This window comes from Nocardiopsis tropica (assembly GCF_042660575.1).
GTDB lineage: Bacteria > Actinomycetota > Actinomycetes > Streptosporangiales > Streptosporangiaceae > Nocardiopsis > Nocardiopsis tropica.
In genome coordinates, this window is sequence record NZ_JBHSUF010000007.1 from 218,791 (window position 1) to 233,305 (window position 14,515).

Sequence of the window (14,515 nt, forward strand, 5' to 3'; positions counted from 1 at the left end):
TCTAGAACCTCACAGCCAGCGTCGCGGCGACGATGACGGCGCCGAGGAGCATCGTGAGCGCGTACGTCCGGGCGAAGCCGGTCTGCGCCCTGCCCAGTCCGCGGGAGGAGTCGCGCACACCCGTGCCGAGCCCGTTGACCGCGCCGTCGATGATCTTGTCCTCGACCACGAGCAGGACCTTGGTCAGGACCTGTCCGGGCCGCATCAGCAGGCCTTCGTTGATCTGGTTTCCGTACAGCTCCTCACGCGCGAAGGCGGTGACGAGGTTGGCCTTGGGCGCGGTCCTCGCCACCGGCCTGCGCAGGTAGACCACCCAGGCGAGGGCAACACCGCCCGCCATCACGGCCAGGGCCGCGATCCCGTAGGGGGCGGTGAACGCGTGCGCCACGTCGAAGTGGTGCGGGTGGGCCCCGATGCTCGGGGCCAGGAAGTTCGCGAACCGGTCGCCGAGGGTCATGAACGCGCCCAGGGCGACGGAGCCGATCGCCAGCACCACCATGGGAGCGGTCATGCTGACCGGCGACTCGTGCGGGTGCACGCCCTCCTCCCAGCGCTTCTCGCCGAAGAAGGTCATGAAGACCATCCGCGACATGTAGAAGGCGGTGAGCGCGGCGCCGACGATGACGGCGGTGCCGAGGACCAGGCCCCGGGTGCCGCCGACGCCGAAGGCCGCGGAGATGATGCTCTCCTTGGTCCACCAGCCGGACAGCAGCGGGAACCCGATGATGGCGAGGTAGCCGAGGCCGAAGGTCGCGAACGTGACCGGCATGGCCTTGCGGAGCGCCCCGTACCGGCGCATGTCCACGCCGTCGTTCATGGCGTGCATGACCGATCCGGCGCCGAGGAACAGCCCGGCCTTGAAGAAGCCGTGCGTGACCAGGTGGGCGATGGCGGCCACGTAGCCGACGGGGCCGAGCCCGGCGGCGAGGACCATCATGCCGATCTGGCTCATCGTGGACCCGGCGAGGGACTTCTTGATGTCGTCCTTGGCCGAGGCGATGATCCCGCCCGCGATCATGGTCGCGGCGCCCACGACGGTGACGACCGTCTGGGCGACGGGCGCGGCCTCGAAGACGGGCCCGGCGCGCACGATGAGGTACACGCCCGCGGTGACCATGGTGGCCGCGTGGATGAGCGCGGACACCGGGGTGGGGCCCTCCATGGCGTCGAGGAGCCAGGCCTGGAGGGGAAGCTGCGCGGACTTGCCGCACGCGCCGAGGAGCAGTAGCAGCCCGACGGCGAGCAGGACGCCGTCGCCGGCCCCGGGGACGGCCGCGAACACGTCGCTGAAGCTGACCGCGCCCAGCGCCGTGAACATGATCATGATGGCGACCAGCAGGCCGATGTCGCCGACCCGGTTGATCAGGAACGCCTTCTTGGCGGCGGTGGCCGCGGTCGGCTTGTACTGCCAGAACCCGATGAGCAGGTAGGACGCGAGGCCGACGCCCTCCCAGCCGAGGAACAGCAGGACGAAGTTGTCCGCGAGCACCAGCACGAGCATGGCGGCGACGAACAGGTTGAGGTAGGCGAAGAACCGCCGTTTGCCGGGGTCCTCGGACATGTAGCCGAGGGAGTAGATGTGGATCAGGGAGCCGACGAAGGTGATCAGCAGGACGAAGCTGATCGAGAGCGGGTCGACCAGGAGGTCCACCCCGGCGGAGAAGTCGCCGACGGCGAACCACTGGTAGACGGGGACGGCGACGCTGCGGGCGTCGGCGCCCCGGCCCAGGAGGTCGAACAGGGCCAGGAGCGCCCAGGCGAAGGCGGCGACCGGGAGGGCCGTGGCCAGCCAGGGCCCCCACTTGTCGGTTCGCCTCCCCCCGAGCAGCAGGATCGCCGCGCCCGCGAGCGGCAGGGCGATCAGCAGCCAGGCGTTCGACAGCACCGCGCTGTCGGCGGCGGTCGCCACCGCGGGTTCGGCGGCGAGGTACGCGTGAGATGTCACTGCCACGTCGCCTTCTAGTGCTTGAGCAGGTTCGCGTCATCGAGCGACGCGGACCTGCGGGTTCGGAAGATCTGCATGATGATCGCGAGGCCGACCACCACCTCGGCGGCGGCGACGACCATCACGAAGAACGCGATGACCTGGCCCTCGATGTCCCCGTGCATCCGGGCGAACGCGACGAACGCCAGGTTGCAGGCGTTGAGCATGAGCTCCACGCACATGAAGACGATGATCGCGTTGCGCCGGACGAGTACGCCGACGGCGCCGATGGTGAACAGCAGCGCCGCGAGGACGATGTAGTTCATCGGGTCCACGAGGACTCGACCTCCTGCCCGTTGCCGTTGCTGTTCTCGGTGCCGCCGGTCCCGTCGGCGCCGTCGTCCGGGTCGCCGCCGGGGCCCTCGCCGGTGTCGGAGACGGGCTCGCCCTCCTTGGCGGAGGCCGGGTCCGAGGCCCCGCCGGGCAGCGCGGGACTGCCGGTGCGGACGTCGGCGGGCACCCGCGACTGGTACTCGGGGTCGCGGGCGGTGAGCACCGGGTTGAGGGAGAGCTTGGAGACCGTGCCGTCCGGCAGCAGCGCGGGCATGTCGATCGCGTTGTGCCGGGCGTAGGTGCCCGGTCCGGGCAGCGGGGTCGGGTGGTCGCCGCGGATGCGGTCCTCGGAGATCTCCCGCTGGGTGCGCCGCTTCTTCGTGCGGGCGGTGTGCGCGAGCACCATGGCGCCGAGGACGGCGGTGATGAGCAGCGCGCCGGTGGCCTCGAAGGCGACCACGTAGCGCAGGAGCAGCTCGCCCGCGATCCACGGGATGGTGCCCCCGGCGGCCGCCGCCCCGGCGCCCAGCCCGACCGGGTCGCCCACGGAGATGCGGGTGATGCCGGTGGCCAGGGCGCCCACGAAGGCGAGCGCGACGACGGCGGTCATGATCCGCTGTCCGCTGAGCGTCTCCACGAGGGAGTCGGCCGAGCTGACGCCGATGAGCATCAGCACGAACAGGAACAGCATGAGGACGGCGCCGGTGTAGACGACGATCTGGACGACCATCAGGAACGGCGCCGCGTTGATGCCGTAGAAGATGGCCAGGCCGACCATGGTCAGCGCCATGGACATGGCCGAGTGGACGGCCTTGCGCGAGAAGACCACGCCGAGGGCGCCCAGGAGGACGACCGCGCCGAGGATCCAGAACGCGGTGGCCTCCCCGCCCGTGATGGGCGCGGCGAGGTACAGCGGGGCGTCCACGGGCGCGTCGAGCGGGACGTTGACGCCGTGGTGGGTCGTGGAGAGCGGGTTCAACGGACCCCCTCCGCGCTCTCCGCCGGGGCGCCCTGCGTCCCGTGCTGGCCGCGCCCGGTGGCGTAGTAGTCCTGCTCGGTGTCGCCGAGGCGCATCGGGTGGGGCGGCTGCTCCATGCCCTCCTTGAGGGGGGCGAGCAGCTGCTCCTTCGTCCAGATCAGGCTCTGCCTGCTGGTGTCGGCCAGCTCGTACTCGTTGGTCATCGTGAGGGCGCGCGTGGGGCACGCCTCCACGCACAGCCCGCACAGGATGCAGCGCAGGTAGTTGATCTGGTAGATGCGGCCGTAGCGCTCGCCGGGCGAGTACCTGTCGTCGTCGCTGTTGTCACCGGCCTCCACGTAGATGGCGTCGGCCGGGCAGGCCCAGGCGCACAGTTCGCACCCGATGCACTTCTCCAGGCCGTCGGCCCACCTGTTCAGCTGGTGTCGGCCGTGGAAGCGCGGCGCCGTGGGGCGCTTGACCTCCGGGTATTCGACCGTCGGCACCTTCTTGAACATGGTGTGGAAGGTGACGCCGAATCCTTTGACGGGGTTGAGCCACTCAAGCACCGGAAACCTCCTCACCCTTCTTGTTGCTCTCGGCGGCGACCGGGGCCGTCCGCGGCGGTTCGGCGAGCACGCTGCTGCCGTAGTGCGGGGCGGTGCTCGGCGGCACCGGGAACCCGCCGAAGGCGGGATCCTTGTGGGCGCGGCGCCGGCTCTCGGCCCGCAGGCGCGCCTCCTCGGCGCGTTCGCGGCGGGCGGAGCGCGCCCAGGCGGCGAACGCCCCGATCGTCGCGGCGGAGAACCCGGCGACCACGAGGCCGATGACGATCGGCGACGCGCCGTCCAGGACGAGCATCCGGACGACGGCGACGGCGGTGATCCACACCAGCTGGATGGGGATGAGCACCTTCCAGCCGAGCTTCATCAGCTGGTCGTAGCGCACCCGGGGGAGGCTGCCGCGCGCCCAGATGAACAGGAACATGACGCACAGGAACTTGAGCAGCCACCACAGGGCGGGCCACCAGCCCTCGTTGGCGCCGGGCAGGATCGCGCTGACCCCGGGCGGGGCGAGCCAGCCGCCGAGGAAGAGCGTGACGGACACGGCCGCGACCGTGCACATGTTCACGTACTCCGCGAGGAAGAACATCGTGAACTTCATGGACCCGTACTCGGTCATGAAGCCGCCGACGATCTCGCCCTCGCCCTCCGCGAGGTCGAAGGGCAGCCGGTTGGTCTCGCCGACCATCGTCACCAGGTAGATGAGGAAGGACGGCAGGAGCAGCACGGCGAACCAGAGCCCGCGCTGGGACTCGACGATCCCCGACGTGGTGAGGGTGCCGGACATGATGAAGACCGCGACGAAGGACAGGCCCATCGCGATCTCGTAGCTGATCACCTGGGCGGAGGCCCGCAGGCCGCCGAGCAGGGCGTACGGCGACTGGGACGCCCAGCCGCCGAGCACGAACCCGTACACGCCGAGCGCCGCGGTGGCCAGGACGACCAGGGCGGCGATGGGCAGGTCGGTGAGCTGGAGCGGGGTGGTGACCCCGAACATGTTCACCTCGGGCCCGATCGGGATGACCGAGAACGCGATGAACGCGGGCACGGCCGCGATCATCGGCGCGGCGATGTAGACGAACCGGTCCACCCCGCGCGGGATCAGGTCCTCCTTGAGGGAGAGCTTGATGCCGTCGAACAGGGACTGGAGGAGGCCGAAGGGGCCCATCCGGTTGGGTCCGTGGCGCTGCTGCATGCGGCCCATGACCTTGCGGTCGGCCATGATCATCATCAGCACGCAGAGCATGAGGAAGACGAAGATCGCCAGGGCCTTGATCGTGGTGATCCACCACGGGTCGTTGCCGAAGGCGCCCAGGGTCTCCTCCGAGGCGAGCTGGAGGACGCCCGTGTGGACGGCGGGGCTCACTGCTGCCTCCCGGCGGTGTGGTGGGACGCGCCCGCGGATTCGGGCGCGGACAGGATGACCGTGTCCCCGGCGCCGCTGCCGAGGTCGCGTCGGACGACGCAGCCGCGGGCGTTGGCCGGGAGCCAGACGACGCGGTCGGCGATGTCGGCGACGACGACCGGGACGGTGACGGAGCCGTGTGCGCCGGTGACGCCGAGCATCCCGCCGTCGGGGACCCCGACCTCGTCCGCGGTGGTCCTGGACAGGTAGGCGCGGGGCGGCCTGGCGGTGCCGGCGAGGAACGGCTCGCCGTCCTCCATGCGCCCGGTGCCGAGCAGCTGCCGCCAGGTGGACAGGACGGCCTGCCCGGCCTCCGGCTCGGGGACGGCGACCGGCCGGGTGGAGGGGCCGGAGGGCCGGTTCCCCGTCCACAGGCCCAGTTCGAGCAGTTCGCGGTAGGCGGACGCGGCGTCGGGCAGGCCGAGGTGCACGTCCATGCCGTCCGCGACGGCGGAGAGGACCCGCAGGTCGGAGAGGGCTCCGGGGACCTTGAGCGCGTCACCGAAGGGCCGGTGGCGGCCCTCCCAGTTGACGAAGGTGCCGGACTTCTCCGCGACGGCGGCGACGGGGAGGACCACGTCGGCGCGGTCGGTGACCTCGCTCGCGCGCAGTTCGAGGCTGACGATGAACGGCACCCTGGCCAGGGCCGCGCGGGCGGCGTCCGGGTCGGGCAGGTCGTCCAGCTCGACCCCGGCGACGACCAGGGCGTCGAGCTCCCCGGCCGCGGCGGCGGCGATGATCGCGGCGGTGTCGCGGCCCGGGCGCTCGGGCAGGGACCCGACGTTCCAGGCGCGGGCGACCTCGGCGCGTGCGGCGGGGTCGGCCACGGGGCGTCCGCCGGGCAGCAGGCCCGGCAGCGCTCCGGCGTCGACGGCGCCGCGCTCCCCGGCCCGGCGCGGCACCCAGACGAGCCGGGCCCCGGTGCGGCGGGACAGGGCGGCGGCGGCGGTGAGCGCTCCGGGGACGGCGGCGAGCCGCTCCCCGACGGCGATGACCGCGCCCTCCTGACCGATGGCCTCCACGACCTCGGGGTGGTCGACGTCGAGGGCGTTGAGGACGCGGCCCTCGTCGCCGGGCACGGCGCGGACGAGCGTGCCGTCGGTCTTGGTCAGGCCCAGGCTGGCGTGCGAGGCGACCGAGAAGACCTTCAGCTTGCGCTTGCGGGCGCCCTTGCGCAGGCGCAGGAACGTGGAGGGCGACTCGTCCTCCGGCTCGAACCCGGCCAGGAGCACGGCGGGCGCCTTCTCCAGGGCGGTGAAGTCCACGCCGACGGGGGTTCCCGCGACGTGGGCGGCCAGGAACGCGGCCTCCTCCTCGGAGTGGTCGCGCGCGCGCATGTCCACGTCGTTGGTGCCGAGGGCGACCCGCGCGAACTTGGCGTAGGCGTAGGCGTCCTCGTAGGTGAGGCGGCCCCCGGTGAGCACGCCGACCCGGCCGCGCGCGGCGGCCAGGCCCTGCCCGGCGAGGGTGATCGCCTCGGACCAGGACGCGAACTCCAGGGCCTTGGTCTCCTCGTCGCGGACGAGGGGGCGGGTGAGGCGGTCGGGCTGGGTGGCGTAGGTGAACGCCCACCGGCCCTTGTCGCAGTTCCACTCCTCGTTGACCTGCGGGTCGTCCCCGGCCAGGCGGCGGGTGACCTTGCCCCGGCGGTGGTCGGTGCGCTGGGCGCAGCCCCCGGCGCAGTGCTCGCACACGCTGGGGGTGGAGACCAGGTCGAAGGGCCGTGACCGGAACCGGTAGGCGGAGCCGGTCAGGGCGCCCACCGGGCAGATCTGCACGGTGTTGCCGCTGAAGTAGGAGTTGAAGGCCTCGCCGTCGGCGATGCCGACCTGCTCCTGGGCCCCGCGCTCCATCAGCTCGATGAGCGGGTCCCCGGCGATCTGCGCGGCGAACCGGGTGCAGCGGGCGCACTGGATGCAGCGCTCCCGGTCGAGCAGCACCCCGGTGGACAGCGGGATCGGCTTGGGGAAGGTGCGCTTGACGTCGACGAAGCGCGTCTCGCCCCGCCCCGTGGACACGGCCTGGTTCTGGAGGGGGCACTCGCCGCCCTTGTCGCAGACCGGGCAGTCCAGCGGGTGGTTGATGAGCAGGAACTCCATGATCCCGCGCTGGGCCTTCTCCGCCACCGGGGAGGTGAGGTGGGTGTTGACCACCATCCCCTCCATGACGGTGATGGTGCAGGAGGCCTGCGGCTTGGGCATGCCGCGGCCGTTGCCCATGTCGGGGATCTCGACCAGGCACTGGCGGCAGGCGCCGACCGGGTCGAGGAGCGGGTGGTCGCAGAACCTCGGGATCTGGATGCCGAGGAGTTCGGCGGCCCGGATCAGGAGGGTGCCCTTGGGCACCTGGATCCGGAACCCGTCGATGGTGACGGTGATCAGGTCCTCGGGCGGCGGCGCCGGCGCCGATCCGCCGGAGGAGTTGGAGGTGACGGTCACTGGTTTCCTCCCGTCGCGGCCGGGCGGTCGCCCCACAGGGTGGACTTGGCGTGGTCGAACGGGCAGCCGCCCTGTTCGACGTGGTCGATGTACTCCTGGCGGAAGTGCTTGATGGAGGACATGACCGGGCTGGTCGCTCCGTCGCCGAGGGCGCAGAACGAGCGGCCGAGCAGGTTGTCGCAGATGTCGAGGAGCTTGTCGAGGTCGGCCTCGGTGCCCTCGCCGCGCTCGATGCGGTCCAGGACCTGGACCATCCAGTAGTTGCCCTCGCGGCAGGGCGTGCACTTGCCGCAGGACTCGTGCGCGTAGAAGGCGATCCACCGGCCGACGGCGCGGACCACGCAGGTGGTCTCGTCGAAGACCTGGAGCGCGCGGGTGCCGAGCATGGACCCGGCCGCCCCGACCGACTCGAAGTCGAGCGGGGTGTCCAGGTGCTGGTCGGTGAAGATGGGCGTGGAGGAGCCGCCGGGGGTCCAGAACTTGAGGCTGTGCCCGGCCCGCACCCCTCCGGCCATGTCGAGGAGCTCGCGCAGGGTGATCCCGAGCGGCGCCTCGTACTGGCCGGGCCGGGTGACGTGCCCGGACAGGGAGAAGAAGCCGAAGCCGGCGGACTTCTCGGTGCCCATGGACGTGAACCACTCGGCGCCGTTGGCGACGATGCCGGGGACGCTGGCGATGGACTCGACGTTGTTGACCACGGTGGGCGAGGCGTAGAGCCCGGCCACGGCGGGGAACGGCGGCTTGAGCCGGGGCTGGCCCCGGTAGCCCTCCAGGGAGTCCAGGAGGGCGGTCTCCTCGCCGCAGATGTAGGCGCCCGCCCCGGCGTGGACGACGACGTCGAGGTCGAAGCCGCTGCCGAGGATGTCCCGGCCGAGCAGTCCGGCCTCGTAGGCGTCGGCGACGGCCTTGCGCAGGCGGCGGATGACGTGGACGACCTCGCCGCGCACGTAGATGAAGGCCTGGTTGGACTTGATCGCGTACGACGCGATCGCCACGCCCTCCACCAGCACGTGCGGGTTGGCGAGCATGAGCGGGATGTCCTTGCAGGTGCCCGGCTCGGACTCGTCGGCGTTGACGACGAGGTAGCGCGGGTTGGGGTTGTCCTTGGGCAGGAACCCCCACTTCATCCCGGTGGGGAACCCGGCGCCGCCGCGGCCGCGCAGGCCGGACTGCTTGACCAGGTCCACGATGGCGTCGGGTTCCATGGCCAGGGCCTTGCGCAGCGCGTCGTAGCCGCCGGTGGCCTGGTACCCGTCGAGGGTGAAGGAGTCGGTGCGGTCCCAGTTGCGGGACAGGATCGGGGTCAGGGTGGTCATTTGGCGCCCTCCTCACCCTGGTCGCGGGCGGGAAGGTTCGCGGGGTCGGGCGCGGTCCAGCCGTTGCGCCGGGCCACGTCGAGTCCGGCGAGCGAGGCGCCCGCCGCCTGGACGCCCTCGCCGGCGCGGCCGTCGTCGAACCCGGCGAGCACGCGGGAGGCCTGCTTCCAGGTGCACAGGCTCGCGGGGCCGCGCGTGGGGGCGACGTCGTTGCCGAGCCGCAGGTCGTCGACCAGCCGCTTGGCGGTGTCGGGCGTCTGGTTGTCGAAGAACTCCCAGTTGACCATCACGACGGGGGCGAAGTCGCAGGCCGCGTTGCACTCCAGGTGCTCCAGCGTGACCTTGCCGTCCTCGGTGGTCCCGTTGTGGCCGACCCCGAGGTGGTCCTTGAGGGACGCGAAGATCTCGTCGCCCCCCATGACGGCGCACAGGGTGTTGGTGCACACGCCCACCTGGTAGTCGCCGCCGGGGCGGCGGCGGTACATGGTGTAGAACGTGGCGACCGCGTTGACCTCGGCGAGGGTGATGCCGAGCTGGTCGGCGCAGAAGCGCATCCCGGCCGTGCTCACGTGCCCCTCCTCGGACTGCACCAGGTGCAGCAGGGGGAGCAGGGCGGAGCGCTGCCGGGGGTAGCGGGCGATGATCTCCTTGGCGTCCGGTTCCAGACGGGCCGTGACCTCGTCGGGGAACCTCTCGCGCACGACCTGCGCGCTGTCCGCGCTGTCGGGTGTGGTGTCGTTCTGGTTCACCGGTCCACGCCTCCCATCACCGGGTCGATACTGGCCACGGCCGCGATCACGTCCGCCACCGTGCCGCCCTCGCACATGGCGGCGACGGCCTGGAGGTGCGTGAACGAGGGGTCGCGGAAGTGCACGCGGTGGGGGCGGGTGCCCCCGTCGCTGACGGCGTAGCAGCCGAGTTCGCCCTTGGCGCTCTCGACGGCCGCGTAGGCCTGGCCGGCGGGCACCCGGAAGCCCTCGGTGACCAGCTTGAAGTGGTGGATCAGGGCTTCCATGGAGCTGCTCATGATGTGCGCGATGTGGTCGGGCGAGTTGCCCAGCCCGTCGGGGCCGAGGGCCAGCTTGGCGGGCCAGCCGATCTTGGCGTCCTGGATCATCACCGGGCCGGGACCGAGCTTGTCCAGGCACTGCTCGATGATCTTCAGGCTCTCCTCCATCTCGGCGATGCGCACCCGGTAGCGGGCGTACACGTCGCCGCCGTCGGAGACGGGGACGTCGAACTCGTAGCCCTCGTAGCCGCAGTAGGGCTTGGACTTGCGCAGGTCGAACGCGAGTCCGGAGGCGCGCAGCAGCGGCCCGGTGACGCCGAGCGCCATGCAGCCGGGCAGGTTGAGGTAGGCGACGTCCTTGGTGCGGGCGAGGTAGACGGGGTTCTCGTCCAGGAGCTTGCGCATGATCTGGATGCGCTTGGGCATCTCCTTGAGCAGCTCCCGGACCTGGCCGACCGCGCCGGGCGGCAGGTCCTGCGCCACGCCGCCGGGGCGGACGTAGGCGTGGTTCATCCTCAGGCCGGTGACCAGCTCGAAGATGTCCAGGATCATCTCGCGCTCACGGAACCCGTTGGTCATGACCGTGGTCGCGCCGAGTTCCATGCCGAACGTCGCCATCGCCACGAAGTGGGAGGCCATCCGGTTGAGCTCCATCATCATCACGCGGATGACGCTGGCGCGCTCGGGGACGCGCTCGGTGATGCCGAGCAGCTTCTCGACCGCCAGGCAGTACGCCGTCTCGTTGAAGAGCGGCGTCAGGTAGTCCATGCGGGTGACGAACGTGGTGCCCTGCGTCCACGTCCGGTACTCCATGTTCTTCTCGATACCGGTGTGCAGGTAGCCGATGGCGACGCGTGCCTCGGTGCAGGTCTCACCGTCCAGGGTGAGGATCAGGCGGAGGACGCCGTGGGTGGACGGGTGCTGGGGGCCCATGTTGACGACGAGGCGTTCGGCGCTGGTGGCCTGCGCCTTCTCGATGACGTCGTCCCAGTCCCCGCCGGAGGCGTCGATGTAGTCCTCGGTGACGGTCATGCCGTGCCTCCCTTCGTGGCTGAGTGGCTGTGGGTGCTGGCGGTCACGTGTAGGACCTCCGCTCGTCCGGCGGGGGCACGGTGGCTCCCCGGTACTCGACGGGGATGCCGCCCAGCGGGTAGTCCTTGCGCTGCGGGTGGCCGCGCCAGTCGTCCGGCATCTGGATGCGGGTCAGCGCGGGGTGGCCGTCGAAGACGATGCCGAAGAAGTCCCAGGCCTCGCGCTCGTGCCAGTCGTTGGTCGGGTAGACCGACACGATCGACGGCACGTGCGGGTCGGCGTCGGGGCAGGTGGTGACGACGCGGATCTCGCTGTTGTGGCTGATGGAGCGGAAGTGGTAGACCGCGCGCAGTTCCCGGCCGGTGTCGTCGGGGAAGTGCACGCCTGTCACCCCCGTGCACAGCTCGTAGCGCAGGGCCGGGTCGTCGCGCAGCACGCGCGCCAGTTCCAGGAGCGCCTCGCGGCGCACGTGGAAGGTGAGTTCCCCGAGGGCGACCTCGACGCGCTCCACCGCTCCGGCGTCCTCGCCCAGGGCGGCCTCCAGGTCGTCGGCCACCCTGTCGAAGTCCGCGGTGCGCGGGTCGTCGGGGTCGGTGTAGGGGCGCGGGCTGTTCGCGGGAGCGCTCCCCCTGACCTGGAGGCCCCCGAAGCCGGAGGTGTCGCCCCCGGTGGAGCCGCCGAACATGCCGGTCCGCTTGACCGGGGCGGCCAGCCGCTCGCGTCCCTGCTTCTCGGGCAGGTCGGCGGCTTCCTCGTTGCGCTCTTTCTCGCTCATGTCAGTCCCTCGTCACCACGGGCAGCGACCGGCGGAGCATCCGCTCCTCGATCTCGGTGATCTCCAGCTCCCGGTGGGCGCCGAGCTTGGTGTTCTGGACCTTGTCGTGCAGCTTGAGCACGGCGTCGAGGAACATCTCCGGCCTGGGCGGGCAGCCCGGCAGGTAGATGTCGACCGGGACGACGTGGTCCACGCCCTGCACGATCGCGTAGTTGTTGAACATGCCGCCGCTGGAGGCGCACACGCCCATCGCGATGACCCACTTGGGCTCGGGCATCTGGTCGTAGATCTGGCGCAGGACGGGGGCCATCTTCTGGCTGACGCGTCCGGCGACGACCATGAGGTCGGCCTGGCGCGGGGTGGCGCCGAACTTCTCCATGCCGAACCGGGCCAGGTCGTAGTGGGGGCCGCCGACGGCCATCATCTCGATGGCGCAGCAGGCGAGCCCGAACGTGGCGGGCCACATGGAGCTCTTGCGGGCCAGGCCCACGACCTGCTCGACGGTCGTGAGCGCGATTCCGCTGGGGAGTTTCTCTTCGAGTCCCATCAGCTGCGGACCTCCTCCGGGCTGGGCTGGGCGGGCTGCCGGGTCTGGGCGGGGCGCGCGGTGGTCGTCAGTCCCATTCGAGGCCTCCGCGGCGCCACTCGTAGGCGTAGGCGATGGAGACGTTCACCAGGAAGAGGACGATCGCGACCAGTCCGAACCAGCCGAGGGCGTCGAAGTGGACGGCCCAGGGGATGAGGAAGATGATCTCGATGTCGAAGATGATGAACATCATGGCCGTCATGTAGTACTTGACGGTGAAGCGGCCGCCGCCCGCGGGCTGCGGGGTCGGCTCGATGCCGCATTCGTAGGCCTGCATCTTGGCCCGGTTGTAGCGCTTGGGGCCCATGACCGCCCCGGCCACCATCGACACCACCACGAACGCGGCGCCGATCCCGCCGAGCACGAATATCGGTGTGTAGAGCTCCACGGGTCACCCTCCTTCTGGCTGGTCGGCACGCTCGCGCATGCTTGTGATTGCTTTCACTAGCTCATCTCTTCGGTCGTCCCGTGCTGTCCTGTTGTGGCGCCGGACCCGACCGCCCGGCCGTGTTGTCCCAGTGCTCCGCGCCCGGTTCCCCGGGGCGGGCGGGCGGCTCCGGGGATCGGGGCCGCCCGGCCCGCGGAGCGGCTAGGCCGCGGGGGCGATCCTGGTCAGGCCGTTGATGACCCTGTCCATGGCGTCGCCCTGCGTGGGATCGGTGAGGTTGGCGAGCATCTTCAGCGCGAACTTCATGAGCGTGCGCTGGCGCAGGCCGTACTTGGTCGCGTACTTCATGAACTCGGGCTGGCCGATGACCTTCACGAAGTAGCGCCCGAGCGTGTAGTAGCCGCCGTAGGTGTCGGCGAGCACGTCGGGGTAGCTCAGCAGGGTCCGCTCGCGGGTCTGCTGGGTGGGCCGCCCGTGCGCCTGCACGATGACGTCGGCGGCGATGTTCCCGGCCTCCATGGCGTAGGCGATGCCCTCGCCGTTGAAGGGGTTGACCATGCCGCCGGCGTCGCCGACGAGCATGAGCCCGCGCGAGTAGTGCGGGACGCGGTTGAAGCCCATGGGCAGGGCGGCGCCGCGGATGGCGCCCTTCTGGTTGTCCTCGGTGAAGCCCCACTCCTCGGGCATGGACTCGGTCCAGCGGCGCAGGAGCTTGCGGTAGTCCACGTCCTGGAAGGAGGCGGTGGAGTTGAGGATGCCCAGGCCGACGTTGCTGGTGCCGTCGCCGACGCCGAAGACCCAGCCGTAGCCGGGCAGGAGGACGTCCTTGTCGCCGCTCCTGTCCCACAGCTCCAGCCAGGACTCCAGGTAGTCGTCCTTGTGGCGGGGGCTCTCGAAGTAGGTGCGCACGGCCACGCCCATGGGGCGGTCGTCGCGCTTGCGGATGCCCATGGCGACGGACAGCCGGGAGGAGTTGCCGTCGGCGGCCACGACCAGCGGGGCCCGGAAGGTCACGGGCTCGCGGTCGGCGTCCTTGGCGTGGACCCCGACGATGCGGTTGCTGCGCTCGTCCATGAGGGGGCCGGTGACGTTGGTCCGCTCCAGGAGTTTGGCGCCGGCGGACACCGCGCGGTCGACCAGGATCTGGTCGAAGTCGAGCCGGGTGCGGACGAGTCCGAAACCGGGGTAGGCGGCCAGGTCGGGCCAGGGGAGTTCGAGGCGGACGCCGGCGCCGACGATGCGCAGGCCGTGGTTCTTGATCCACCCCTCGTCCTCGAAGGTGATCCCCATGGCGGTGAGCTGCTTCACCGCCCTGGGGGTCAGTCCGTCGCCGCAGACCTTCTCCCGGGGGAAGGCGGTCTTCTCCAGGAGCAGGACGTCGAGTCCCGCCTGGGCGAGGTAGTAGGCGGTGGTTGAGCCGGAGGGGCCGGCGCCGACGACGATGACGTCGGCGTCGTACTCGGTCCGCTCCCGGCCTCTGGGAGAGGAGGTGGCTGTCTCGCTCACGGGTGGGTCCTCGACTGCTCGCGCGGTGCACCGTGGCGGGCCAGTGCGGGGACGACCCGCTCACGGGGGATGGTATGGGTGTTGTGGGACTTCCAACATGTCCGGTATGTGGCCATGTGTCCTGCGCCTCGTGGCCTTGTGAAGCACTTCACAAGGCTCTTTTCCGCAGTCTAGACCCTTACGCACCGCGAGGCGACCCCCGGGGGGCGCGCTAGACGTGTTATCCCCAAACGGGATATTGCTCCCAGATAGCCCCACTGGACACCTAAAGGCATCACCTTC

13 protein-coding genes are annotated in these 14,515 nt (G+C 70.8%); all 13 read right to left on the reverse strand.

The window, feature by feature from the left end; all coding sequences use genetic code 11:
- Position 1: 1 nt before the first annotated feature.
- Positions 2-1,945, reverse strand: coding sequence for an NADH-quinone oxidoreductase subunit L (nuoL, locus tag ACFQBR_RS13535; RefSeq protein ID WP_267950533.1), 1,944 nt, complete (start codon positions 1,943-1,945; stop codon positions 2-4).
- Between the two features lie 14 nt (positions 1,946-1,959).
- Positions 1,960-2,259: an NADH-quinone oxidoreductase subunit NuoK gene (gene nuoK / locus ACFQBR_RS13540; RefSeq protein ID WP_013156051.1), complete on the reverse strand. Its 300-nt coding sequence runs from the start codon at positions 2,257-2,259 to the stop codon at positions 1,960-1,962.
- The gene (locus tag ACFQBR_RS13545) at positions 2,247-3,236 is read right to left on the reverse strand and encodes an NADH-quinone oxidoreductase subunit J (protein WP_378553487.1); all 990 of its coding nucleotides are present in this window, start codon (positions 3,234-3,236) and stop codon (positions 2,247-2,249) included. Before ACFQBR_RS13545 ends, nuoK begins: the two co-directional genes overlap by 13 nt.
- Complete coding sequence (nuoI, locus tag ACFQBR_RS13550; RefSeq protein ID WP_267946784.1) at positions 3,233-3,784, reverse strand: NADH-quinone oxidoreductase subunit NuoI; 552 nt, start codon at positions 3,782-3,784, stop codon at positions 3,233-3,235. Before nuoI ends, ACFQBR_RS13545 begins: the two co-directional genes overlap by 4 nt.
- Positions 3,777-5,144: an NADH-quinone oxidoreductase subunit NuoH gene (nuoH, locus tag ACFQBR_RS13555; protein WP_267946785.1), complete on the reverse strand. Its 1,368-nt coding sequence runs from the start codon at positions 5,142-5,144 to the stop codon at positions 3,777-3,779. The genes nuoI and nuoH overlap by 8 nt, the downstream gene beginning before the upstream one ends.
- Positions 5,141-7,621, reverse strand: coding sequence for an NADH-quinone oxidoreductase subunit G (locus ACFQBR_RS13560; protein WP_267946786.1), 2,481 nt, complete (start codon positions 7,619-7,621; stop codon positions 5,141-5,143). Before ACFQBR_RS13560 ends, nuoH begins: the two co-directional genes overlap by 4 nt.
- Positions 7,618-8,937: an NADH-quinone oxidoreductase subunit NuoF gene (nuoF, locus tag ACFQBR_RS13565; protein ID WP_344177199.1), complete on the reverse strand. Its 1,320-nt coding sequence runs from the start codon at positions 8,935-8,937 to the stop codon at positions 7,618-7,620. Before nuoF ends, ACFQBR_RS13560 begins: the two co-directional genes overlap by 4 nt.
- Positions 8,934-9,686 (reverse strand): NADH-quinone oxidoreductase subunit NuoE, encoded by a 753-nt coding sequence (nuoE, locus tag ACFQBR_RS13570; protein ID WP_344177196.1) that lies wholly within the window; start codon positions 9,684-9,686, stop codon positions 8,934-8,936. Before nuoE ends, nuoF begins: the two co-directional genes overlap by 4 nt.
- Positions 9,683-10,978: an NADH-quinone oxidoreductase subunit D gene (locus ACFQBR_RS13575; RefSeq protein WP_267946789.1), complete on the reverse strand. Its 1,296-nt coding sequence runs from the start codon at positions 10,976-10,978 to the stop codon at positions 9,683-9,685. Before ACFQBR_RS13575 ends, nuoE begins: the two co-directional genes overlap by 4 nt.
- A gap of 43 nt (positions 10,979-11,021) precedes the next feature.
- Positions 11,022-11,753, reverse strand: a complete 732-nt coding sequence (locus ACFQBR_RS13580; protein ID WP_344177193.1) for an NADH-quinone oxidoreductase subunit C — start codon at positions 11,751-11,753, stop codon at positions 11,022-11,024.
- Position 11,754: 1 nt separating this feature from the next.
- Positions 11,755-12,300, reverse strand: coding sequence for a NuoB/complex I 20 kDa subunit family protein (locus ACFQBR_RS13585; protein ID WP_344177191.1), 546 nt, complete (start codon positions 12,298-12,300; stop codon positions 11,755-11,757).
- Between the two features lie 67 nt (positions 12,301-12,367).
- The gene (locus ACFQBR_RS13590; protein ID WP_267946792.1) at positions 12,368-12,727 is read right to left on the reverse strand and encodes an NADH-quinone oxidoreductase subunit A; all 360 of its coding nucleotides are present in this window, start codon (positions 12,725-12,727) and stop codon (positions 12,368-12,370) included.
- A 201-nt stretch (positions 12,728-12,928) separates the two neighbouring features.
- Positions 12,929-14,233, reverse strand: coding sequence for a geranylgeranyl reductase family protein (locus ACFQBR_RS13595; protein WP_267946793.1), 1,305 nt, complete (start codon positions 14,231-14,233; stop codon positions 12,929-12,931).
- Positions 14,234-14,515 lie beyond the last annotated feature (282 nt).